The sequence below is a fragment of the Arthrobacter sp. APC 3897 genome (assembly GCF_030407495.1).
Classification (GTDB): domain Bacteria; phylum Actinomycetota; class Actinomycetes; order Actinomycetales; family Micrococcaceae; genus Arthrobacter_B.
This window is the reverse complement of sequence record NZ_JASDDG010000005.1, coordinates 39,393-60,621: the sequence shown is the minus strand read 5'-3', so window position 1 is coordinate 60,621 and position 21,229 is coordinate 39,393. Positions and strand designations below refer to the sequence as shown.

Below are 21,229 nucleotides of genomic sequence, written 5' to 3'. Positions count from 1 at the left end.
CCGCCGTGATTCAGAGGGGTCTTTTGTTGTCTGCGATGGTTTCTGCCGGGGATATACTGGGCCGGTGTTGGGGGTACTTACCGGGTTCACCGTTGTCTGGATCATCATCCTTACGGGATACCTGATCGGCAGGCTGAAGGTGCTGGGCGCAAACGCGCAGAATGTCCTGAGCCGGCTGGCGTTCTTCGTTGCCTCCCCGGCTCTGCTGCTCGTCACCCTCAGTGACGCGGACCTGCACACCGTCTTTTCCCTGCCGCTGCTCGTAGCGGCTGCCAGTGCCGTGGTGACAGCCGGCATCTTTGTCTTGAGCACCCGCTGGTGGCTGCGCCGTCCCCTGCCCGAGACACTAATCTCGGCCATGTCGTCGTCGCTGGTCAACGGTGCCAATCTGGGCCTGCCCATAGCCGTCTATGTTCTGGGGGACGCCGCCCTTATAGCCCCGGTCCTGATTTTCCAGATGGCCTTCTTCACTCCGCTGTTCCTGATGCTCCTGGATTCGGCGACCAGCGGGCGGCGGACCTCACTGCGCACGTTCCTGGGCCAAATCGTGCGCAACCCGATCATCATCGGTACCTTGATCGGCTTGTTCCTGGCCGGCACGGGACTCACGCTGCCGGTCATTATCCTGGAGCCGGTCACCCTCATCGGCGGAGCTGCGGTACCGGCAATGCTGCTGGCCTTCGGCATCTCCCTCGTGGGGTCCCGGCTCCTGGAGCGCGACGGCGGCCGCCGCGCCGATGTCCTGCTCGCCACAGCATTCAAACTGGTGCTGCAGCCGCTGCTGGCCTACGCCCTGGCGCGGTACATCCTGGGGATGGAAGGCGCCCTGCTGTTTGCCGTCGTCGTCACCGCTGCGCTGCCCACCGCCCAGAATGTCTTCGTTGCAGCGAACCGGTACGGGCAGGGAGAACTCGTCGCCAAGGACACCGTTTTGCTGACCACCATCCTCTCCCTTCCGGTCCTGACAGTCATTGCTGCACTCTTGACCTGATGTTTCTCTGCGTCCACCGGCCCTGAGAGTGGCGGAATTCATACCCAAGGCATAGTGTCATTTCGAAAGGCTGCTTAGGGTGGCAGCCTTGCGGAAAGTTCCATCTATCCGCGCCTACGACGAGGTGGAGGCACAACACCGATGCCAATGGATGCGAGACACTACGGCCGGCCCCGCAAACGGGCGCGTGCAGCTGCGGGGATTGCCCTCGCCATCGGAGCGACGCTGTTGACCGGCTGTTCCTCCGAAGAAGGTCCCCCAACCCTCACCTGGTACATCAACCCTGATGACGGCGGACAGGCGACGATCGCCCAGATCTGCACGGACCAGGCGGACGGGGCCTACACCATTGAGACTTCGCTGCTGCCCAGCGATGCGGGAGCGCAACGGGAGCAGCTGGCCCGCCGCCTCGCCGCCGGCGACGACACCATGGACATCATGAGCCTGGATCCGCCGTTCGTTCCGGAGCTTGCCGAACCCGGTTACCTCGCCCCGGTTCCGGAAGACGTTGCTGAGCGCACCACGCAGAATGTGGTCGAAGGCGCGCTGACCGGAGCCACCTGGAAGGACAAGGTGGTAGCTGTCCCGTTCTGGGCCAACACGCAGATTCTCTGGTACCGGAAGTCGGTGGCGGAGGCCGCCGGCCTGGACATGAGCCAGCCGGTCACCTGGCAGCAGCTCATCGACGCCGCCGCCGGCCAGGGCAAATTCCTGGGTGTTCAGGGCGCGCGTGCCGAATCCATGACTGTGTGGGTCAACGCCCTGGTGGAATCGGCCGGCGGAGCCATTGTCGAGAATCCCGATGCCCCTGCGGATGAAATCCGGCTGGGGCTCGAATCCGAAGCCGGAACCCAGGCCGCGGAAATTGTCTCCGCCATCGGCAAGGAAGGCCTGGGCGGCCCCGGGCTTCCCACCCAGACCGAAAACACCTCCATGATCCAGTTCCAGGGGGACCAGGGCTCGTTCATGGTCAACTACCCCTTCGTCTGGCCGGCCACCAATGCGGCAGTGGAAGCGGGAACCCTGCCGGCAGGCCTGATTGAGGACATCGGCTGGACACTGTATCCGCAGGTCAACGCCGGTGAAGACACCGCTCCCCCGCTCGGAGGCATCAACCTCGGAGTGGGTGCGGACAGCAAGCACCAGGACCTGTCCTACCAGGCCATCGAGTGCATCGTGAGCCCGGAGAACCAGTCCCTCTACTTCACCACCAACGGCAACCCCCCGGCCAACACCGATGCCTACAATGCCCCGGGCATTTCCGATACCTTCCCAATGGCGGAAACCATCCGCGAATCGCTTGAGCTTTCCAAGCCCCGGCCGCAAACCCCGTACTACAACGAGGTTTCGACCGGCATTCAGCAGACGTGGACCCCGCCCAGCGCCGTCGATCCGGCAACCACGCCGGCAACCAGCTCCGAGTTCATCCTTGCGGTCCTGAAAGGGGAGAAGCTGTTGTGAGTACTTCGGTAGAAGCTAAGCGGGGAGCTGCACCCGCACCCAAGCCCGCCAAGCCGCGCCTGAGCGACCGGGCCAGGGCCGAGCGCCGGCTCGGCCTGTGGCTGGCCGGACCGGCATTCATCATCATGCTGGCGGTTACCGCCTATCCGATCCTGCTGGCCCTGTGGGACTCCTTGTTCAAGTACCGGCTGACCGCACCGGATGACCGTGCGTTCATCGGTCTGGGCAACTACGGCGTTATCCTCACCGACAGTGTCTTCTGGCGCGACCTCGGCGTAACGCTCCTGATCACGGTCATTACCGTGGCTGTGGAACTGGTTCTTGGCTTCGCCCTTGCCCTGGTGATGAACAGTGCGCTGAAGGCTGTTCGGGGCTGGCTGCGCACCGCCATCCTCGTCCCCTACGGAATCATTACCGTGGTGTCTGCGTTTGCCTGGTTCTACGCCTTCGATATCAACTCCGGGTACATCAACCACTGGTTCGACTGGGTTCCGGGCATTAGCCCTGATCTGAACTGGTTCGCCGACGGCCCCACGGCACTGTTTGTCATCATTGCCTCGGAAATCTGGAAGACCACGCCGTTCATTTCGCTGCTCCTGCTCGCCGGCCTGGCCCAGGTTCCCGGCGAGCTGACTGAAGCCGCGGAAGTGGACGGCGCCACCTGGTGGCAGCGGATGGGGCGGGTCATCCTGCCGAACATGAAGGCCGCCATCATGGTTGCCGTCCTGTTCCGGGCACTGGACGCGTTCCGCATCTTCGACAACGTCTACATCATGACCAACGGCGCCTACGGAACCGAGGTCTTGTCGCTGCTGGCCTACCGCACCTCCATCTCCCGGCTGGAGATCGGCATGGGCTCCGCCATTTCAGTGCTGCTGTTCCTCTGCGTGATCATCATCTGCTTCATCGCCATCAAACTGTTCAAGGTGGACCTCACCGGTGCACGAGGGGGTAACTAATGAAGTCCTCACCCGTCCGTCGGAGAGTGACCTGGACCATCATCTCGATTGTGGTCATTGTCTACGCACTGTTCCCGGTGGCGTCCATCCTCGCCACCTCCTTCAAGATCCCCAGCGACCTGACCTCGGGGACTTTCCTCCCCAACACCTGGTCCACCACGAACTATGAGGAAATCCTGGTAGGAGATGCCCAGGACCTCTTCCTCTCCGCCCTGCGCAACTCCATCGGCATCTCCCTGATTGCAACGTTCGTTGCCGTGGTCCTGGCAACGCTCTGCGCCTACGCCATTGCACGGCTGGACTTTCCGGGCAAGAAGCTGATCCTGACCACCGCTCTCGGCGTGTCGATCTTCCCGGTGATTTCCATCGTGACCCCGCTGTTCAATCTCTGGCGGAACATCGGCCTGTACGACACCTGGCTCGGGTTGATCATCCCGTACCTGTCGCTGACCCTGCCGATCTCCATCTGGACCCTCGCCGCCTTTTTCCGGCAGATTCCCTGGGAGCTGGAACAGGCCGCCCAGGTGGACGGCGCCACTACGTGGCAGGCATTCCGCAAGGCCATTGTTCCGCTGGCGGCGCCCGGTGTGTTCACGACGGCGATCATTGCCTTCTTTATCGCCTGGAATGACTTCGTCTACGGCATTTCGCTGACCTCTACCGATGCGGCCCGGCCGGTGCCTGCAGCCTTGGCATTCTTTACCGGTGCATCCCAGTTCGAAGAGCCGACGGGCGCCATTTCGGCGGCCGCAATCATTGTCACCATTCCCGTGGTCGTGTTGGTGCTGGCGTTCCAGCGCCAGATCGTCTCGGGTCTAACCCAGGGCGCCGTCAAGGGCTAAGCGCCCGCGTCCGGTCGAAGAAAAGGATTTGTTCTCATGGCATCGATCACCCTCAACAACCTCGTCAAGAAATACGGAGACGGCTTCCCGGCGGTCAACGATGTCAGCCTTGACATCGCTGACGGCGAGTTCATCATCCTGGTTGGCCCGTCCGGCTGCGGAAAGTCCACTCTCCTGCGGATGATCGTGGGGCTTGAAGACATCACGTCCGGAGATCTGCTGATCAACGGGGAGCGGGTGAATGACAAGGCACCGCGTGACCGCAACCTCGCCATGGTGTTCCAGAACTATGCCCTCTACCCGCACCTGACTGTGTACGAGAACATTGCGTTCCCGCTGCGTCTGGCCAAGGGCAAGTACACCAACGAACAGATCGACAAACTGGTCAGCGATGCAGCCGCCACCCTGGAGCTGACCGAGCACCTGGACCGCAAGCCTGCCAACCTTTCCGGCGGCCAGCGCCAGCGGGTTGCCATGGGCCGTGCCATTGTCCGCCAGGCTGATGCCTTTCTCTTCGATGAGCCGCTCTCCAACCTGGACGCAAAACTGCGAGGCCAGATGCGGTCTGAAATTTCGCAGATGCAGCGCCGCCTGGGCGTGACGAGCGTCTATGTGACCCACGACCAGACCGAAGCCATGACCCTCGGAGACCGGGTGGCTGTGCTGAAGAAGGGGGTCCTCCAGCAGGTGGCCTCCCCGCGTGAGCTCTACGAACAGCCCATCAACCTGTTCGTGGCGGGGTTCATCGGGTCTCCGTCCATGAATTTCCTGCCGGCCACGCTGGACGGCAATGTACTGCGGACTGCCGTGGGGGATCTGACGATTCCGCAGGAGAAGGCAGCGAAGGCCGCCGGCAAGGACATTGTGCTGGTAGGCCTTCGGCCGGAATTCTTCGAGGACGCCAAGTTCGTCGACGAAGCCAAGCGCCCCCACGGCTCAGTGTTCACCGCTCCCATCAGCCACACCGAATGGCTGGGCAACGAACAGTACGGCTACATCCCCTTCCATCCGGACGCCGAGGTCAAGGAACTCCTGGACAACCTGGCCCGGGACATGGATGCCGACGAGCTGCGGCCGCAGATCGTGGTTACCCTCGACGCCGCCTCCCGCATCCGCGGCGGACGTGACGCCGAGCTGTGGCTGGACACCCGCAAGGTGCATCTGTTCGATCCGGAGACGGGGGACAACCTCACCCGCGACGCACAGGCAGGCGCTGAGCTGACCGAAGAAGCCAACGCCGCACGCGCAGAAGAGATTGCCATGGCCCGCGAGAATGACAAGGTGGGCAGCGGAAACTAAAGTTCCGGCGGATTTCCCGGCGAAGCCCCGACGGCGGCGGCCCGCTGTCCGGGCTTCGCCTGTTCCACCCGGTATCGTTTGATCGGTGCAGGGAACAACGTCAGTCATCAAAGCAGTGGCCGCCTGGCTGCTTGCCTTCATGCTCACCGTTGCGGCGGCGGTGGTTGTCATCCACTTCGTCAACGCCAAGGTGTACGGCCCCGGGCAGCAGATAAGCAGCTACTTCGAGGCCCTCCAAGAAGGAGACGGGGAACGTGCCCTTGGGCTGCTCTCCGCAAAGGTTCCGCAGTCCAATGCCGCACTGCTGGACGGAGACGCGCTGCGGGCCGCCGCCGCGGATCTTGAGCTGATTCAGATTGGCGAGCCCCGCGACGCCGGTGACAACAGGGTGGACATGGACGTCACCTACACCGTGGGAGACGAAGAAGCGCGGAGCACCTTCCGCCTGGCCCGCGTTGAAAAGGACTGGTTTTTCTTTGACCGGTGGTCCTTTGTGCCTTCGGTCCTGCCAACAGTGACGGTCACCGCCCCAAGCCAGCGTGAAGCGGTCCTCAACGGCGTTCAGGTTGCACTGCCTGAAGAGACCACCACGTTTGCTTCCTTCTACCCTGCACGTGTGGAAACGTCCTACGAGTCGGAGTTCTTCGCGGCTCCGTCGGAAACGGGAGTGCTGACGTCGCCGCGCGAAACGCTCTCCCTGACGCTGGCCACCGAGGCCACCGAAGCGCTGACAGACGCCGTGGATGCCGAGGTCCGCGGATTCCTCGCCGGCTGCACCAGTGCCCGGGACCGGCTTGCCCCGCCGGGCTGCCCGTTCTTCCACTTCACTGACAACCGGGTCCAGCCCCCCATCGTGTGGGACATCATCCAGTATCCGGAAGTCAATATTCGTTCAGTGTCAGGGAAGTGGGTACTCTCTCCGCTCAACGGCAGGGCGCGCCTCACCGCTGAACAAACGGACCTCTTCAGCGGCGCCAGGAGCCCGCTGGAGGTCGAGAAGGACTTCAGCTTCGCGGCGCAGCTGTCCGTGGGCGCAGGCGGGGTATCCGTCACTCCCCTCATCGACTAAGCCCGGCCGGACGTTTCCGGCCGGGCAGCCCCGCAGGTACCGCTAGTCGAGACCGCGCAGGTCCAGGGTGAGCTCCGTATCTCCCGCGGCGTCGATGGTTACCGGGATACCCCAGTCCTGCTGGTAGAGGTGGCAGGCGGCGTGATCGGGGATCTCACCGCCGGGCTCACCGTCGCAGGCTGCGGCGCGTGCCGTGATGTGCAGGACACCGCCGGATACCTGGTCCGAAAGCACCAGCTCACGCGTCAGGCCGGTGGACGTGCCGCCGCCGGAAACCAGCAGTTCCTCCGGAGAGGATGAGATCTTCAGCTGGGTGGGATCTCCCCACCGGTCGTCCAGCTTCTGGCCCTTGGGGGCGGCGAAACGGACGGAAAGCGCCACCGTGCCCGCTGCCATGGGGCTGGCCGGCCGCTGGGTCTGCCGGGCACCCTCATCCACGGACTGGGCTTCCTTGGGGATGGGCACCCGCACCAGTTCGTGCTTATTGGCCTCCACCACGATCAGGAGCGGCTCATCCGCAGTGGCATCCACCAGGACGCCGGAAGGCTCGGAAAGCCCCCGGGCCAGGGTGGAAACGGTCTCAGTTGCCGGGTCGTAGCGGCGGACTGCGCCGTTGTAGGTGTCAGCAATCGCCACCGAACCGTCCGGCAGCACGGCAACACCCAGCGGGTGCTGCAACCGTGCCTCTGCGGCAGCGCCGTCGCGGAAACCAAAGTCAAAGAGCCCGGCACCGACAGCGGTGCTGACTGACACCCGGGTCCCGCCGTCGGCCTCGGTGAAGGCCAGCCGGCGCACCGCGGAGGTTTCCGAGTCGGCAACCCAGATGTTGCCCTCAGCGTCCTCGGCCAGACCGGAGGACTGGGCAAACCAGGCCTCGGCACCGTCGCCGTCGAGCAGGCCTTCCAGACCGGTGCCTGCCAGGATGCCCAGCGCACCGGTGAGCGGATCAAAGCTGAAGATCTGGTGTGTGCCCGCCATGGCTACCACCAGGCGGTCCAGCGAGGAGGACCAGGTTACGTCCCACGGGGAGGACAGGGACACGGCCAGCGGGTCGGTTCCGAGCAGCTGCTGAACGGACTCGGAGCCGGAAGCGGCGCTGTGTCCCGCTGAGGCGGCTTCGGAGGGATGGTCTGCACCCGGAGCCCGCTTTGTCTGGTTGCCGGCGTCCAGGAGGCGCTGTACGCCGTTTCCGGCAACCGTCGTGACTGTTCCGGAGCTCAGGGCCACGCCGCGCAGCCGGTGGTTGACCGTGTCAGCCACCACGACGTCGTACCCCGCCTGCTTCGCCGCGGCGGCCGGCAGGACGGCCAGCCCCTGGGGTTCGTTGAACTGTGCCGTGCCGGCTTCGCCGTCGCGCCATCCCTTGGTGCCCTCGCCGATGACCGTGCGCACGGTGGTGAGGTCCGCTTCAAGCTCCACGAGGCGGTGGTGTCCCGTGTCGGCCACCAGGAACGTGCCGCCGGGAAGCGGAACCGCTTTGCCGGGGAAACGCAGGTTGCCGGCGGTGGGTTCGGCCGGAACGTACGGACCGTTTCCACGGTGCAGCGTGCCCTTGGCCTCGTGCTCTTCGACCAGCTCGCTGATCAGTGATTCGAGGCCGGCGGCGTGCCCCTCACCCGACAGGTTGGCCACGATGTAGCCTTCCGGGTCCAGGACCACGAGCGTCGGCCAGGCGCGGGCCGCGTAGGCCTGCCAGGTGATCAGCTCCGGGTCATCCAGGACCGGGTGGTGGATTTCGTAGCGTTCCACCGCAGCGGCCAGGGCCACGGGATCAGCCTCGTGCTCAAACTTGGGTGAGTGCACGCCCACCGTCACCAGAACGTCGGAATACTTCTCCTCCAGCGGACGGAGCTCGTCCAGGACGTGCAGGCAGTTGATGCAGCAGAAGGTCCAGAAGTCCAGGAGCACGATCTTCCCGCGCAGGTCTTCCAGCTCCAGCTGGCGGCCGCCGGTGTTGAGCCAGTTGCGGCCCTCCAGTGCGGAAGCCCGCACCCGGTATCCGGCGCGCACGGTTTCAGTCATTTACGGTCTCCTTCAAAGCTGCTGGCATCCCGCTTGGCCAGATTGGCAAACATATTGTTGTAAGCAGTCAGCTCAGCATCATTATTCCGCTCGGCCGCCCGATCTTTACGCCGTGTTTCACGGGCATCAGTCCGGGACCACTGCAGTGCCACGCCAATGGCCACCATGACCGTGGGAATCTCCCCCAGTCCCCACATGATGGATCCGCCCAGCTGCTGATCAGCGAGGGCCGACAGGCCCCAGTCGCGTCCCATATTGCCAAAGTAGGAGGCCTGGATCAGCGAGGTGCCGCCCATCACCGCCACACCGAAGAAGGCGTGGAAGGCCATCGTGGCCAGCAGGATCACCAGGCGCAGCGGATAGGGCGCCCGGTAGGGCAGCGGGTCGATGCCGATCATGGTCAGGACAAAGATGTACCCGGTCAGCAGGAAGTGCACCACCATCAGCTCGTGGCCCACGTGCTGGCGCAGGGCAAACCCGAACAGCTCCGAGTAGTAGAAGATCACAATGGACCCGGCAAAGTTGACGGCCGCGAAAATGGGATTCGTGACCAGTTTGGAGAACCAGGAGTGCACACCGATGAGGATCCATTCCCGGATCCCCCGGGTGCCGTCGCCGCGCGGCCTCAGCGCCTTCAGCGCCAGGGTTACCGGTGCGCCGAGTACCAGGAACAGCGGAACCACCATGGTCAGGGACATGTGGGCCAGCATGTGGGTGCTGAAGAGCACCATGCCGTACACCGCAGGAGCGCCGGACGTGACATAGGTCAGCGCGGCAAGGCCGAACAGCCAGCACAGGGCACGGACCACGGACCACTTGTCACCGCGCCGGCGCACCTTGATCATGCCGGCGATGTAGGAAACCGCCAGGACAAGCACGATCGCGACCCACAGCCAGTCGAAACGCCACTCGGTGAGGTACCGTTCCGTGGTCAGCTCCGGCGGCAGGTCATATCCGGTGAGGATCCGTGCCGGAGACGCGTTGGGCGGCAGCTCTTCGGGCCGGGGGGTGGCAGTGCGGCCCAGTGCAACTGCGACGCCGGAGACAGCGGACATGATGAGCAGCTCAACGCCGATCAGCTGCCAGAGGATACGGTTGGCGCTCTTGGCCCGCGGGCCGCCCCGTTCGCTGGAGCCGGCCGCGGAGCCGGGGATTTTGGCGGGAAGCTGGGGAATGATCCACCGCCGGTGCAGGAATCCGATAACGCCCAGCAGCAGGGTTGCCGCCGCCTTGACGATGACCAGGTTCCCCCACTCGGAATTCAGCTGGGAAAGCGACGTGATGCGCAGGGAGGCGTTGACGATGCCGGAGAGGAAGACCAGCGCGAAGGCAAAACCGGCAAGCGCCGAGTAGCGCCGCAGCACCACACCGGTGATGGGGCCCAGCTGGCGGGAGATCACGGCCAGGACAACGAGCCCGCCGATCCACAGGCACACGCCGGCCAGATGCAGGCCGATGGAGTTCACGGCGGCGCTGTGATCGTCACCGCCGGCCGAGTGGCCCACCAGGGCGATGGGAACGATGGCGCCGGCGGCCAGCACTGTGGTGGCCGCGAGACCATTCAGGGACCGGACCCCGAAGCTCAGGGTGGTGACCACCGCAGCGATGATGCTCACGGCAAGCCAGGCGCGGCCGGCGGAGAAATCAGTGACGAAGGCGCCCAGGCCCTGCGTGTAGCTGGCGTCCCCGCTCAGCGGCAGTCCGGAGACATCCGAATAAGTGAAGACCAGCACGGCCACGGCGGCCAGTGTCCAGACGGCTGAGGCATACCCTGCCAGTGTCAGGGCCCTGGCAAAGGCGGGGTGCTCGGGCTCGTCCGCCCGCACCTTGCGGGACCGGGTGAATTTCAGGGATTTCGGCAGGATGGCCACGGAGAACACCAGCGCACCGATGACGGCGGCCATGGCACCGTTCTGCACGGCCTTGGCAACAGGCAGGGCCCAGCGGGTCAGTGCGCCGGGGTCGGAAAGCTGCTGTGCCGCGGCCGCTCCGGAAAAGACCAGGGCCGCGGCAAGGGCCGTGAAGAGAACGGCGGCCGCAGCAGCCAGCCAACTGCCGCGGAGCGCTCCGGCAGGCGCGGCAGCGTCCGACGGCAGGCTGGTGTCCGGCGCCCGGCCGGCGCCGGCGGTATCGGTGTTCGCAGTTTTAGGCACGATACCTATTCTCTACCCACGGTAGAAATTTGGGCGAATTAGACGCAAAAGGCCGGCACCCGAAGGTACCGGCCGGTGCCTCTCGGCAAGAAGTTACTTCTTGGTGGAGACGGCAGCCTTCAGCTTGGAGCCGGCGGTCAGCTTGACGCTGTGGCCTGCCGGGATCTGAATGGTTTCACCGGTCTGCGGGTTGCGGCCCGTACGTGCAGCGCGGTCCGTGCGCTCGACTGCGAGCCATCCGGGGATGGTGATCTTCTCGCCATTGGCAACAGAGGTTGCGAAGATGTCGAAGACAGCGTCGAGAACGCCGTTCACTGCCGTCTGGCTGTTGCCGGACTTCTCTGCCACTGCTGCAACAAGTTCACTGCGGTTCATAGCCAATTTATGTCCTCCTGGACTAGGTGTTAGCTCGAGCGGATCACGGATGCGAAACCGCCACTGTTGGAAACTTACCAGTCCGCACCCGAAAATCAGGAAAAATCCGCTGTTTTTCGCGGTTTTTTCAGCTTTTAGCCCAGAAAAAGGTGCCATGTGCCCCATCCTCACCCTTAGCCTCTTTCCGCGCAACGGCGCGGATTTTGTCCGCACGGTCCGCCCGGCTTTTCCGGGGCATGCAAAAGGGCGGCAACCGAAGAGGTTGCCGCCCTTTTTCAAGCGGGTGAAGCAGTGCTTACCAGCTGGACTTCTTTACACCGGGCAGTTCGCCGGCGTGTGCCATGTTGCGGAAACGCACACGCGAGATACCGAACTTCTGGAGGGTACCGCGGGGGCGGCCGTCAATCTGGTCGCGGTTGCGCAGGCGAACCGGCGAGGCGTTGCGCGGAAGCTTCTGCAGGCCGAGGCGTGCAGCTTCGCGGGCTTCGTCGGTGGCGTTCGGGTCAACCAGGGTCTTCTTCAGTTCGAGGCGCTTTGCAGCGTAGCGCTCAACAACGACCTTGCGCTGCTCGTTGCGGGCAATCTTGGACTTCTTTGCCATTCTTAGCGCTCCTCACGGAATTCGACGTGCTGGCGGATCTTCGGGTCGTACTTCTTCAGGACCATGCGGTCCGGGTCGTTACGACGGTTCTTGCGGGTCACATAGGTGTACCCGGTGCCGGCGGTCGACTTCAGCTTGATGATCGGACGTACGTCCTTGTCCTTAGCCACTAGAGCTTCACACCCTTCGCGATAAGGTCAGTGATGACGGCGTCAATACCGCGCACATCGATCGTCTTGATGCCGCGGGCCGAAACCTGCAGCGTGACATTGCGGCGCAGGGACGGAACCCAGTAGCGCTTCTTCTGAATATTCGGGTCGAACCGGCGCTTGTTGCGGCGGTGCGAGTGCGAAATGCTGTGACCAAAGCCGGGGATGGCTCCGGTGACCTGGCAATAAGCTGCCATGATCTCTCCTCCAGTTGTAGTAAATATGACGGTCCTCAAAAAACAGACACAGGGCGTTTGCCTAAGCACCTGCCATAAAGAGCGTCCCGCCACCAGTTTTGACACCGTTATTACTGCGACTTTCCGGAGGTGAACCTGGCGGGGTGAGATCCAGCCGAAGTGCCTCGCCGCGGGGAAGACGGTGAAGTTCAGGATGCCAAGCAGTATCTGCCGGGACAGCCTTCAATTCTAGGTTTATACGGGTGGCTGCGCAAATGTTCCCCGGGCCGCCTCACGGCAGCCCCTTGTCGAACATAGGCGCAACTTAACGCCTCTCTATCCTAGGGGCAACCCGGCTTTCATTCAAACCGGCGGGATACTGTACCCGCAAAAGGTGCCTGACCTCACCCCTCGGACGGTGAGGACGGCCTTTCCACAGCACCGTCGGCCCCAACAACCACTACTGCCGCTTCCGGATCCAGCCCGGCGCCGTCGAGTTCAGTGCCGCCGCCAATTACTGCTCCGGCGTCCACAACGGCGTTGCGCAGCTTCGCTCCGGAACAGACCCTCACGTCGCCCAGGAGAACACAGTTCTCTACTTCGGCACCCGCTTCCACCAGGACACCGGCGCCCAGCACGCTGCGGCGGACGGTGCCTTCCACCCGTGAACCGGGCGCGAGCAGACTGCCCGAAACCCTTGCCGCAACCCCAACGAAACCGGGCAGGCGGCGCGGAGAGGCACTCAGGACGGGCCACTGCGGGTCATCGAAGTCCAGCCCGCGTCCGTCAATGAGGTCCATGTGGCCCTCGTGGTAGCTGCTCGGGGTACCCATGTCCCGCCAGTACCCGTCCAGCCGGTGCTCCGCCACCTTCTCCGTCTTCACGAGGTAGGGAATCAGCTGGTCACCGTAATCCTCCAGCTGGCCGTCCCTTTCCATGAGCTCGTCCATGGCATTGAGCAGCACGGATGCATCGTAAAGGAAGATTTCAGCTGCAATGAGGTCGGTTTTGGGCTTTTCCGGCTTGTACTCGAAGCCGGTCACAAAGCCGTCCTCAACCTCCACGACACCGTGGTCGGAGGGATTCCTGCGGATTTTGGTGGTAACCACGGTCAGGGCGGCGCCGGTGCGCCCGTGGGTGGCAAGAACATCCCGGTAATCGAGCCGGTAGAGGTGGTCCGCGCTGAGCACCAGGACCAGGTCCGGATCATATTCGCGGATATAGTCGGCCTGACGATACAGGGCATCGGCATTGCCTTCGGCAAACCCCTCTCCTTCGCCGCCCTGATAGGGCGGCAGTACCCGCAGGCCTCCGTTGGTCCGGTCCAGGTCCCAGGGGCGGCCGCTGACCAAATGGTCATTCAGTGACTTGGGCTTGTACTGCTCCACGATCCATACGTCGGACAACCCGCTGTTGTGGAGGTTGGAAAGCGGAACGTCGATGAGCCGGTAGGAGCCGGCAACGGGCATGGCGGGCTTGGCGCGGTGGTCGGTGAGGGAGCCAAGACGGCCCCCCGTTCCGCCGGCAAGGATCAGGGTCAGGATGCGGGGGGTGTGCATGGTGGTACCTCTCGCCGGGATGCTTGTTGACTGCTCTCCATTTACTTCAAGGCTAGCAAAACAGCCCGGACGCCCCTTACGGGGTGTTGTCTTCGACGATGCTGTTCCCCGGTTCCAGACGCCCCAGGATGCGCCGGCCAATGCGTTCGAGGTCGCTCACGTCCCGGGCATCCAGTCCGTCGAAAACCAGGTCCCGAACCGAACGGACGTGGTCCGGGGCCAGCGCGGCCAGGGCTGCCATACCGTCGTCGGTGAGCGCTGCCATGGTGACGCGGGCATCGTCCGGCGACTGTGAGCGTTCCATCCAGCCGCGGCCTTCAAGCTTCTTCACCACGTGCGAGAGCCGGGAGAGGGATGCATTGGACCGGGCCGCCAGCTCACTCATCGGCAGGGCACGGTGCGGGGCCTCGGAGGTCATCGCCAGCACATGGTAATCAAAGAGCGTGATTCGCGCCCGCTTGGACAGGTCCGCATCCAGGGTGGGATTCAGCCGTGTAGCCACGGCGTAGAGCGCCAGCCACGCCCGCCGTTCATCGGGGCTCAGCCAGGGGACAGAGGAAAGCTCGGTGTCGCTCATGGATCCATCCTCCCATATTTGCTTGAGCCTTCAATTATTTGGCGGGCGGGCCGGCCTTTCAGTTCCCCTGCGGCTTTGACTCAGCGGCACTTTCGATGCCGAACGGCAGGGCCGCGACGTCGAGCCGGGGGTTTTCGTCCTGTGTTGCGACAAGTTCCCGGGCTTCCTCGTGCGTCTCCACACTGGGCATGGACCCGGGCATGGGCCGGTTGGCGGATTCCTTCATGATGTACACGGCCACGGCACCCACGGCAGAGGTTGCCATCAGCCAGAAGGCCGGCATCAGCTCATTGCCGGTCAGGTTGATCAGCCCCTGCATGATCAGCGGTGCGGTGCCGCCGAAGATTGCCACAGCGAAGTTGTAGGAGATGCCCATGGCGCCGTAGCGGCTCGCCGTGGTGAACAGTGCAGGCAGTGCCGAGGCGAGGTTGGACACGTAGAGCGTCACGGGAACGGCCAGCAGCCCCAGTCCCAGCAGGGTGGACCAGACGGGACCGTTGGCGATCAGCAGGAATGCCGGAACGGCCAGCACAATGGTGGACCCGGCACCCATCAGCAGCACCGGCCGGCGGCCGATGCGGTCCGACAGCTTTCCGCACAGCGGGATGCACAGTGCCATCGCCACCAGCACGGGAATGGTCAGGAGGGTGCCGTGCAGCGCGTCGTATCCCATCGAGTCGGTGAGGTAGGACGGCATGTAAGAGGTCAGGGTGTAGCCGACGGTGTTGGCCGCGGCCACCAGGACCATGGCCACGATAATCGGGCGCCAGTAGAGGCCGATCATGGCCAGCGTGCCCGGGGGTGCCGTTTCGCCGTCGGGGTTCTCCGAAGCTGCGTTGGCTTCCTGCGCGTCCAGGGTTGCCTGGAACGCCGGCGATTCCTCGATCTTGAGCCGGAAGTAGATGGCGATCAAACCCAGCGGACCGGCAACCAGGAACGGAATACGCCAGCCCCAGTCCAGCATGGTTTCGGCGCTGAGCGTGAGCTGCAGGACGGACACCACTCCTGCGCCAAGGGCGAAGCCCATGTAGCTGCCGAGGTCCAGGATGCTCGAGAGGAAGCCGCGGCGCTTGTCCGGGGCGTACTCCGTGACAAAGGTGGTGGCACCGGCGTATTCACCGCCGGTGGAGAAGCCCTGGAGCAGCTTCATCAGGATGAGCAGAATCGGAGCCCACATGCCGATCTGGGCATAACCGGGCAGGAGTCCGATCACAAAGGTGGAACCGGCCATCAGCATCAGGGTGACGGCCAGGGTTTTTTGCCGGCCCAGGCGGTCGCCCAGCCGGCCGAACACAACCCCGCCGAGCGGGCGGGCCAGGAAGGTGGCAGCAAAAACGCCCAGGCTGAAGATGAGCTGGGCGGAGGCATCAGCCTCGGACAGGAAAACGGCACCCATGGTGACGGCAAGGTAGCCGTAGACACCAATATCGAACCATTCCATGGTGTTGCCGACGACGGTTCCGCCGACGGCCTTTTTCATCATTGATTTGTTGACAACATTCACGTCATCGACTTTGAGCCGCCGGCGCCTGAGGACAGGGCGGCGGAGGGTGGGTGCATCTTTCGGCATGTTGGCTTTCTTTCCTAGAAGTCAGCTGCGTGTATCGGAAGCAACCGGCCGGGACGCTGCAAAAAGGCGTCAGGCAGACCATAAAGTTTAGGAAAAACAGCGCAGGTTACCGAATTACCGGTGCCCGGAGGCCTCTCTCAGGGGCACATTCGCGGTGCCGCTGTCCCTGCAATTACTGGGAATTCAAAAAAATGTGTGAAACACCCCACAGGGACTGTTCAGGCGGCTTCGAGATGCACGGGAAGCGGGTATTTGGGTGCCAGATTGTCGCCCGAAGAAACGCCCCGCAGCCGGCGCCCAACCCAGGGACCGAGGTACTCCCTGGCCCACTGGGCATCACGCCGCAGCTGCTCGGCCCGGGTCCGTGCGGGCAGCTCATCCAGCTCCGGAACATCGATGGCATCGGTGCGGCGCAGGACTTCGAGGACTTTCTTGGCGGTGAGCATGTGCCCGGCCGGTGCCATGTGCAGCCGGTCGATGTCCCAGTACCTCTCGTCCTGCAGCTCCTTCATCCGCCAGTAATCCACGAGCTCGGCACCGCGGCGGTCAGCGACTTCGCGCACCAGCTCGTTGTACAGTGCCGTCCGCCCCCGGGTGGCACCGAATACCGGAGACCTGCCGGAATCAAAACCTGTGAACATCAGCACAGCTGTGCCGGAGGCGCGCAGCTTGGCGACGGCGTCGTCGTACGAGTCCATCAGCGCGTCAATGTCCACCTTGGGGCGCAGAATGTCATTGCCGCCCGCGTAAATGCTCACCAGGGTTGGTTTCAGTGCGACGGCGGCATCCACCTGTTCGGCGAGGACCTGGTGCAGCTTCTTGCCGCGGATCGCCAGGTTGGCATAGCCCCACGAATCATCGGCCAGGATCAGCTGCTCGGCGACGCGGTCCGCCCAGCCCCGCACGCCGTTGGGGCGGGAAACATCCCAGTCCCCCACACCTTCCGTGAATGAATCGCCCAGGGCCACATAACGAGAAGTAAAAGTCACTCCCACAGGCTACAAGTTGACCCGGCAGTTTCCGCATCGGCAGCAGTCGCGCGCCCGGGCGGATTAGACTCTGAACAAACCCCTGACCGTTTCGCAGCACACCGCGAGCAACCAAAGGAACCCATGGCCAGCTCAGCAGCCGGACCGCGCCAGCGTGCCGCAGTCATCATGAATCCCATCAAGAAGACCGATGTGGACATCCGCGCCCTGGTGGAGAGCGCCTGCCGGGACCGGGGCTGGGAGCAGCCGCTGTGGCTGGAAACCACAAAAGAGGATCCGGGACGCGGCATGGCCAAGGAGGCCCTGGCGGCCGGTGTGGACGTGGTGATCGCCGCCGGAGGCGACGGGACGGTACGCTGTGTTGCCGCGGAACTGGCGGGCACTGACACGCCGCTGGGGTTGATCCCGCTGGGAACGGGGAACCTGCTGGCCCGCAATCTGGACATCGCCGTCGACGATCCGGCGGCCGCGGTTGCCGCAGCCCTCGGGGGAGCTGACCGCAATATCGACGTCGTCCATGTCACGCTGGACCGCGCCCTGAAAGGCGACGTTTTCCTGGTCATGGCCGGGCTCGGTTACGACGCAGCTCTCATGGGCGACACAAACGACACACTCAAGGACCGTGTCGGCTGGCTGGCCTATATTGACGCGGGTATCCGAAACCTGCCCGGCAAGCCGGTCAAAAGCACTATCCGGCTCGACGGCGGCAAGGAAATCTCCGGCTATCCCCGCAGCGTGATGGGCGGCAACTGCGGAAAGATCATGGGCGGTCTGGAGATTTTTCCCGGAGCCAGGATCGACGACGGGCTCCTGGACATCATGACCATGGCCCCCAAGGGGCGGCTTGGCTGGCTCGGTGTTGTGGCCGGCCTGCTGCGGCGGGGGAAGGGCAGGGGAACTTCCGTGGAGTATTACCAGTGCAAGGAAGCTGAGATCTTCACACAGACTCCGCAGGAATTCGAAGTTGACGGTGACCACCTGGGCCAAGCCTCGCACGTGGCTTTCCGCGTCGACCCCGGCGCTTTGCGGGTTCGGATGCCGCAGGGGACAAAGGATCCGGCCATTCTCACCGATCCGGAGGTCTAGGGCGGCGCTCCGGCGCCTGCCGGGTCAGAGACCCAGCAGGGGCGCCGGATCGATGTACTCACCGTCGCGGAGCATCTCGAAGTGCAGGTGGGGTCCGGTGGAGTTACCGGTGGTGCCTACCGTACCGATCTGCTGGTTGAAGTCCACGTGCTGTCCCACCTCGACGAGGATCTCGTTCAGGTGGTTGTAGGTGGTCTCCAAGCCGTTACCGTGGTCAATAACCACCCGCAGGCCGCCGTACTGGTGGTATTCCGCGTAGGTGACCGTACCGGCGGCGAAGGACTTCACGGGGGTACCGGTATTGGCCCCGAAGTCGATGCCGTTATGGAGCTCCGCAGCTCCTGCGGGCAGCAGCGGATTCACGTTGGACCGCCAGCCGAACTCGTTGGTCACCCACATGTCGTCCAGGGGTACCGACGGTGCCGGCTCCTCGGGTGCAGGCTCAGGCGCCGGCTCGGGTGCAGGTTCGGGCGCCGGTTCCTCGGCCGCAGGCTCTTCCGATTCCGGGGCGGACTCTTCCGCCGGAGCCTCGTCACCTGCTTTCTGTTCCGCCGCGCCTTCAGGTTCCGGCTCCGTGGAAGCGCCGTCTTTGGCTGCTTCACCTTCTGCCGGAGCCTCGCCGCCTTCGGCTCCCTTTTCGGCTTTGTCGCCTTCACCGGAAGAATCCGCCGAGCCGGCTTCATCGCCGCTGGCCTCATGCTCACCGTCGTCGGGTCCTGTTACTCCCGCAGTGGTTCCGGTTTCGGGATCAGACTTGCCGTGCAGCAGCTCATTCAGTTCCGATGCCACCGATGTGCGCTGCACCTCGATGGGTTCCACTGCCTGAGCGGTTCCTACGACGACGCCGCCGAGGACAAGGGCCGCCCCGGCGCCGAAGGCTCCGGTCTTGCGCAGCGGAGTGGACAGCCAGTCCCGCTTCGGGACAGCAGCCTTGACCGCCGGCGGAAGCTTTTCGGGGAGCTTCCTGACCAGCTCGGACGCTGCCGGGGGGAGCTTGTCGGGCAGTTGCTTCGCGAAGGAGGACACCGCGGCGGGAACCTTCTCCTCGCGGGGACTGTTGTCAGTGGCCCAGTCCAGGACACGGGCCTTCAGCCCGGAAAAATATCGGATGGTCTCCTTTGAGATATTCGTCATTCATCACCTCGTTGCAGTGCAGGCAAAGGGGTACTGAACAATAGATCTGGGGAGTGCGGGCGAGGACGTTCTCCATCCTCCGCCCACAAATCCAGTTTACCGGCGAAGGTTTTTTGGGATTAAGCAAATGTGAGCAATAACAGATGCCCTCTGGCTGCAGATCACAGCCGCTGCAGCCGTGCGGAAACTAGCTTTCGGCGCGTCCTGCGCGCCAGTAGCCCATGAAGGCAACCTGTTTGCGGTCAATTCCCGCTTCGCTGACCAGGTATCGGCGCAGGCCGCGGACCATGGCAGCTTCACCGGCAATCCATGCATAAAACGGCAGGGCACCGGCAGGAGTTTCCGGATTGGGTGTGGCCTTCACTACAGCAGCTCCCAGGCGCTGCGGTGTCTCCCAGAGGATGGTCTCATCCACATTCACGTCTTCGATCAGGGGACGTGCGGGCGGAACGGGGCCGCCGTCCACGGAGGCCCAGCCGGGAAGCGCCACAGCCTCCCGGACAGCGGCTTCCAGCAGCTCCCCGTGGGGCCGGCCGCTCCTGGCAAGCCAGGTAACCCGGACCGAGGATTCCGTGGAGACCTGCTGCTCGTCCGTGGCCGCGGGAACTTCCAGCAGTGCATGGCCGGTGACGTCCGCCGGCAGGGATTCCAGGATGGCGGTGATAGCCGGGACTGCGGTTTCGTCACCCGCCAGCAGGATGTGCCGTGCCATTCCGGGACGCCACTCAATCCCGCCATAGGACTCCGCCGTGACGCAGTGGGCGGCGTTGGGGCCAATGATACTGACCCGGTCCCCCGGCTTCGCAGCGGCAGCCCAGCTGGACGCGGGACCGCCCCGCCCTTCTTCATCAAAGTGCAGGACGAAATCGACGTCGATCTCCGGTTCTGCAGCCGAGCAGCGGGCAGCCCTGACGGTGTAAGTGCGCATGGAACCGCGCACGGCAGAGTCCAGCTGCAGCCAGTTCCGGTACCAGGCGGTATCACTGCAGTCGAACGCCGGCAGCGGAATCCGGGTGCCGTCTGCGGCGACGGAGGGAACCACCACTTTGATCCGCAGATCATGGGTTTGCCCCTGGACCCCAAACTCGGAAAGACCCGGACCCGCAAAGGTAATGCGCTGGAAGTTTTCGCTCAGGCGCTGGACCCGCCGCACCTGGACGTCGAAGCACATCACGGCTCCAGCGCCCGAGGCACGCCGTGCTTTGCGGGGTGCCTCTGTTACTCCGGTGCGGGTGCTGACCTGAGTCATGATGCGGCCTCCAGGCGGGATTTCTGTTCACGTGCGGTGTGGGTGTCGTGCGGGTTGGGCAGGTAGCCCACCGGTCTGGCAGGATCCTCATCAGCCGGCTGCAACACATGATGGCGGCCAATGGGAACCACCATAGGGGTTCCGGAGACCGGATCGGGAATGACTTTGGATTCCAGACCAAAAACGTCACGGACCAGGTCTTCGGTGACCACCTCGGCCGGGGTGCCCTGCGCGGCGACGGCACCGGACTTCATGGCAATCAAATGGTCGGCGTAGCGGGCGGCAAGGTTCAGGTCATGCAACACGATTGCCACGGTGGTGCCTGCCCGCCGGTTCAGGTCGGTGATCAGATCCAGCACTTCAATCTGGTGGGTAACGTCCAGGAAGGTTGTGGGCTCATCCAGCAGGAGAATTTGGGTTTCCTGCGCCAGGGCCATGGCAATCCACACCCGCTGGCGCTGGCCGCCGGAGAGCTCATCGACATTCCGCTCCGCCAGATCCAGCGTGCCGGTGGCTGCCAGGGCGGCGGCAACAGCCTCGTCATCCCCGGGGGTCCACTGGCGGAACCAGCCCTGGTGCGGATAGCGGCCCCGGCCCACCAGGTCCGCCACGGTGATGCCGTCCGGCGCCACCGGGGTCTGGGGCAGCAGGCCCAGCGTGCGCGCCACCTCGCGGGCCGGGCGGGAATGGATGTCCCGCCCGCCCAGCAGCACCGTGCCGCCGGCGGGCTTGAGCAGCCGCGACAGGCCGCGCAGCAGCGTGGACTTGCCGCACGCATTGGCGCCGACGATGATCGTGATCCGGCCCGCGGGGAGGGTAACCGACAGGCCGTCCACCACCAGGCGCTCACCGTAGGAAAGAACCAGGTCCTGGGCGCTCAGGGTATGGGAATCGGGGGTATTACCCAT

General features: G+C 64.1%; 20 protein-coding genes. 7 read left to right on the top strand and 13 right to left on the bottom strand.

Going from position 1 to position 21,229, the window contains the following annotated elements:
* The first annotated feature begins 64 nt into the window (after positions 1–64).
* The 6 genes from QMA10_RS04110 (at position 65) to QMA10_RS04085 (ending at position 6,621) form a co-directional block, all read left to right on the top strand.
* Positions 65–991 carry an AEC family transporter gene (locus QMA10_RS04110; RefSeq protein ID WP_290166389.1) on the top strand — a complete coding sequence of 309 codons (927 nt, stop codon included), beginning with the start codon at positions 65–67 and terminating at the stop codon, positions 989–991.
* Positions 992–1,138: 147 nt separating this feature from the next.
* On the top strand, positions 1,139–2,452 hold the full coding sequence (locus QMA10_RS04105; RefSeq protein WP_290166387.1) for an extracellular solute-binding protein: 1,314 nt from the start codon (positions 1,139–1,141) through the stop codon (positions 2,450–2,452).
* Complete coding sequence (locus QMA10_RS04100) at positions 2,449–3,411, top strand: sugar ABC transporter permease (RefSeq protein WP_290166386.1); 963 nt, start codon at positions 2,449–2,451, stop codon at positions 3,409–3,411. Before QMA10_RS04105 ends, QMA10_RS04100 begins: the two co-directional genes overlap by 4 nt.
* Positions 3,411–4,253, top strand: a complete 843-nt coding sequence (locus QMA10_RS04095) for a carbohydrate ABC transporter permease (protein ID WP_290166384.1) — start codon at positions 3,411–3,413, stop codon at positions 4,251–4,253. Before QMA10_RS04100 ends, QMA10_RS04095 begins: the two co-directional genes overlap by 1 nt.
* 36 nt (positions 4,254–4,289) lie before the next feature.
* Complete coding sequence (gene ugpC / locus QMA10_RS04090) at positions 4,290–5,552, top strand: sn-glycerol-3-phosphate ABC transporter ATP-binding protein UgpC (RefSeq protein WP_290166382.1); 1,263 nt, start codon at positions 4,290–4,292, stop codon at positions 5,550–5,552.
* An 85-nt stretch (positions 5,553–5,637) separates the two neighbouring features.
* Complete coding sequence (locus tag QMA10_RS04085; protein ID WP_290166380.1) at positions 5,638–6,621, top strand: hypothetical protein; 984 nt, start codon at positions 5,638–5,640, stop codon at positions 6,619–6,621.
* A gap of 42 nt (positions 6,622–6,663) precedes the next feature.
* Here the strand turns inward: QMA10_RS04085 and QMA10_RS04080 are convergent, their stop codons facing one another.
* The 10 genes from QMA10_RS04080 to QMA10_RS04035 form a co-directional block, all read right to left on the bottom strand.
* Positions 6,664–8,643 carry an NHL domain-containing thioredoxin family protein gene (locus QMA10_RS04080; RefSeq protein ID WP_290166378.1) on the bottom strand — a complete coding sequence of 660 codons (1,980 nt, stop codon included), beginning with the start codon at positions 8,641–8,643 and terminating at the stop codon, positions 6,664–6,666.
* The gene (locus tag QMA10_RS04075) at positions 8,640–10,691 is read right to left on the bottom strand and encodes a cytochrome c oxidase assembly protein (RefSeq protein WP_290166476.1); all 2,052 of its coding nucleotides are present in this window, start codon (positions 10,689–10,691) and stop codon (positions 8,640–8,642) included. Before QMA10_RS04075 ends, QMA10_RS04080 begins: the two co-directional genes overlap by 4 nt.
* A 198-nt stretch (positions 10,692–10,889) precedes the next feature.
* A complete protein-coding gene (locus tag QMA10_RS04070) occupies positions 10,890–11,177 on the bottom strand; it encodes an HU family DNA-binding protein (protein WP_104053170.1) in 288 nt (95 codons plus the stop codon).
* A gap of 289 nt (positions 11,178–11,466) precedes the next feature.
* The gene (rpsN, locus tag QMA10_RS04065) at positions 11,467–11,772 is read right to left on the bottom strand and encodes a 30S ribosomal protein S14 (RefSeq protein ID WP_104102015.1); all 306 of its coding nucleotides are present in this window, start codon (positions 11,770–11,772) and stop codon (positions 11,467–11,469) included.
* Positions 11,773–11,774: 2 nt separating this feature from the next.
* Entirely contained in the window at positions 11,775–11,942 is a 168-nt protein-coding gene (gene rpmG / locus QMA10_RS04060) for a 50S ribosomal protein L33 (protein ID WP_013602737.1), read from the bottom strand.
* Entirely contained in the window at positions 11,942–12,178 is a 237-nt protein-coding gene (rpmB, locus tag QMA10_RS04055) for a 50S ribosomal protein L28 (RefSeq protein ID WP_104053173.1), read from the bottom strand. Before rpmB ends, rpmG begins: the two co-directional genes overlap by 1 nt.
* A gap of 383 nt (positions 12,179–12,561) precedes the next feature.
* The gene (locus QMA10_RS04050) at positions 12,562–13,716 is read right to left on the bottom strand and encodes a sugar phosphate nucleotidyltransferase (RefSeq protein ID WP_290166362.1); all 1,155 of its coding nucleotides are present in this window, start codon (positions 13,714–13,716) and stop codon (positions 12,562–12,564) included.
* Between the two features lie 76 nt (positions 13,717–13,792).
* Positions 13,793–14,293 carry a MarR family transcriptional regulator gene (locus tag QMA10_RS04045; protein WP_290166361.1) on the bottom strand — a complete coding sequence of 167 codons (501 nt, stop codon included), beginning with the start codon at positions 14,291–14,293 and terminating at the stop codon, positions 13,793–13,795.
* 58 nt (positions 14,294–14,351) lie between these two features.
* Positions 14,352–15,863, bottom strand: a complete 1,512-nt coding sequence (locus tag QMA10_RS04040; protein WP_290166360.1) for an MFS transporter — start codon at positions 15,861–15,863, stop codon at positions 14,352–14,354.
* Positions 15,864–16,081: 218 nt separating this feature from the next.
* The gene (locus tag QMA10_RS04035) at positions 16,082–16,852 is read right to left on the bottom strand and encodes an SGNH/GDSL hydrolase family protein (protein WP_290166359.1); all 771 of its coding nucleotides are present in this window, start codon (positions 16,850–16,852) and stop codon (positions 16,082–16,084) included.
* 123 nt (positions 16,853–16,975) lie between these two features.
* On the opposite strand from QMA10_RS04035, the gene QMA10_RS04030 reads away from it, so the two are divergent.
* Complete coding sequence (locus QMA10_RS04030; protein ID WP_290166358.1) at positions 16,976–17,938, top strand: diacylglycerol kinase family protein; 963 nt, start codon at positions 16,976–16,978, stop codon at positions 17,936–17,938.
* 24 nt (positions 17,939–17,962) lie between these two features.
* Here QMA10_RS04030 and QMA10_RS04025 read toward each other — a convergent pair whose 3' ends face one another.
* The 3 genes from QMA10_RS04025 to QMA10_RS04015 form a co-directional block, all read right to left on the bottom strand.
* Positions 17,963–19,072 carry a M23 family metallopeptidase gene (locus QMA10_RS04025; protein WP_290166357.1) on the bottom strand — a complete coding sequence of 370 codons (1,110 nt, stop codon included), beginning with the start codon at positions 19,070–19,072 and terminating at the stop codon, positions 17,963–17,965.
* Between the two features lie 187 nt (positions 19,073–19,259).
* Positions 19,260–20,243, bottom strand: a complete 984-nt coding sequence (locus QMA10_RS04020; RefSeq protein WP_290166473.1) for a siderophore-interacting protein — start codon at positions 20,241–20,243, stop codon at positions 19,260–19,262.
* Between the two features lie 74 nt (positions 20,244–20,317).
* Positions 20,318–21,229, bottom strand: a complete 912-nt coding sequence (locus QMA10_RS04015) for an ABC transporter ATP-binding protein (RefSeq protein ID WP_290166356.1) — start codon at positions 21,227–21,229, stop codon at positions 20,318–20,320.

Coding starts and splice junctions, on each gene's coding strand:
- QMA10_RS04105 (WP_290166387.1), top strand. CDS start 1,139: ATGGATGCGAGACACTACGGCCGGCCCCGCAAACGGGCGCGTGCAGCT.
- QMA10_RS04095 (WP_290166384.1), top strand. CDS start 3,411: ATGAAGTCCTCACCCGTCCGTCGGAGAGTGACCTGGACCATCATCTCG.
- ugpC (WP_290166382.1), top strand. CDS start 4,290: ATGGCATCGATCACCCTCAACAACCTCGTCAAGAAATACGGAGACGGC.
- QMA10_RS04080 (WP_290166378.1), bottom strand. CDS start 8,643: ATGACTGAAACCGTGCGCGCCGGATACCGGGTGCGGGCTTCCGCACTG.
- rpsN (WP_104102015.1), bottom strand. CDS start 11,772: ATGGCAAAGAAGTCCAAGATTGCCCGCAACGAGCAGCGCAAGGTCGTT.
- rpmB (WP_104053173.1), bottom strand. CDS start 12,178: ATGGCAGCTTATTGCCAGGTCACCGGAGCCATCCCCGGCTTTGGTCAC.
- QMA10_RS04050 (WP_290166362.1), bottom strand. CDS start 13,716: ATGCACACCCCCCGCATCCTGACCCTGATCCTTGCCGGCGGAACGGGG.
- QMA10_RS04045 (WP_290166361.1), bottom strand. CDS start 14,293: ATGAGCGACACCGAGCTTTCCTCTGTCCCCTGGCTGAGCCCCGATGAA.
- QMA10_RS04040 (WP_290166360.1), bottom strand. CDS start 15,863: ATGCCGAAAGATGCACCCACCCTCCGCCGCCCTGTCCTCAGGCGCCGG.
- QMA10_RS04030 (WP_290166358.1), top strand. CDS start 16,976: ATGGCCAGCTCAGCAGCCGGACCGCGCCAGCGTGCCGCAGTCATCATG.
- QMA10_RS04025 (WP_290166357.1), bottom strand. CDS start 19,072: ATGACGAATATCTCAAAGGAGACCATCCGATATTTTTCCGGGCTGAAG.
- QMA10_RS04020 (WP_290166473.1), bottom strand. CDS start 20,243: ATGTGCTTCGACGTCCAGGTGCGGCGGGTCCAGCGCCTGAGCGAAAAC.
- QMA10_RS04015 (WP_290166356.1), bottom strand. CDS start 21,229: ATGGGTAATACCCCCGATTCCCATACCCTGAGCGCCCAGGACCTGGTT.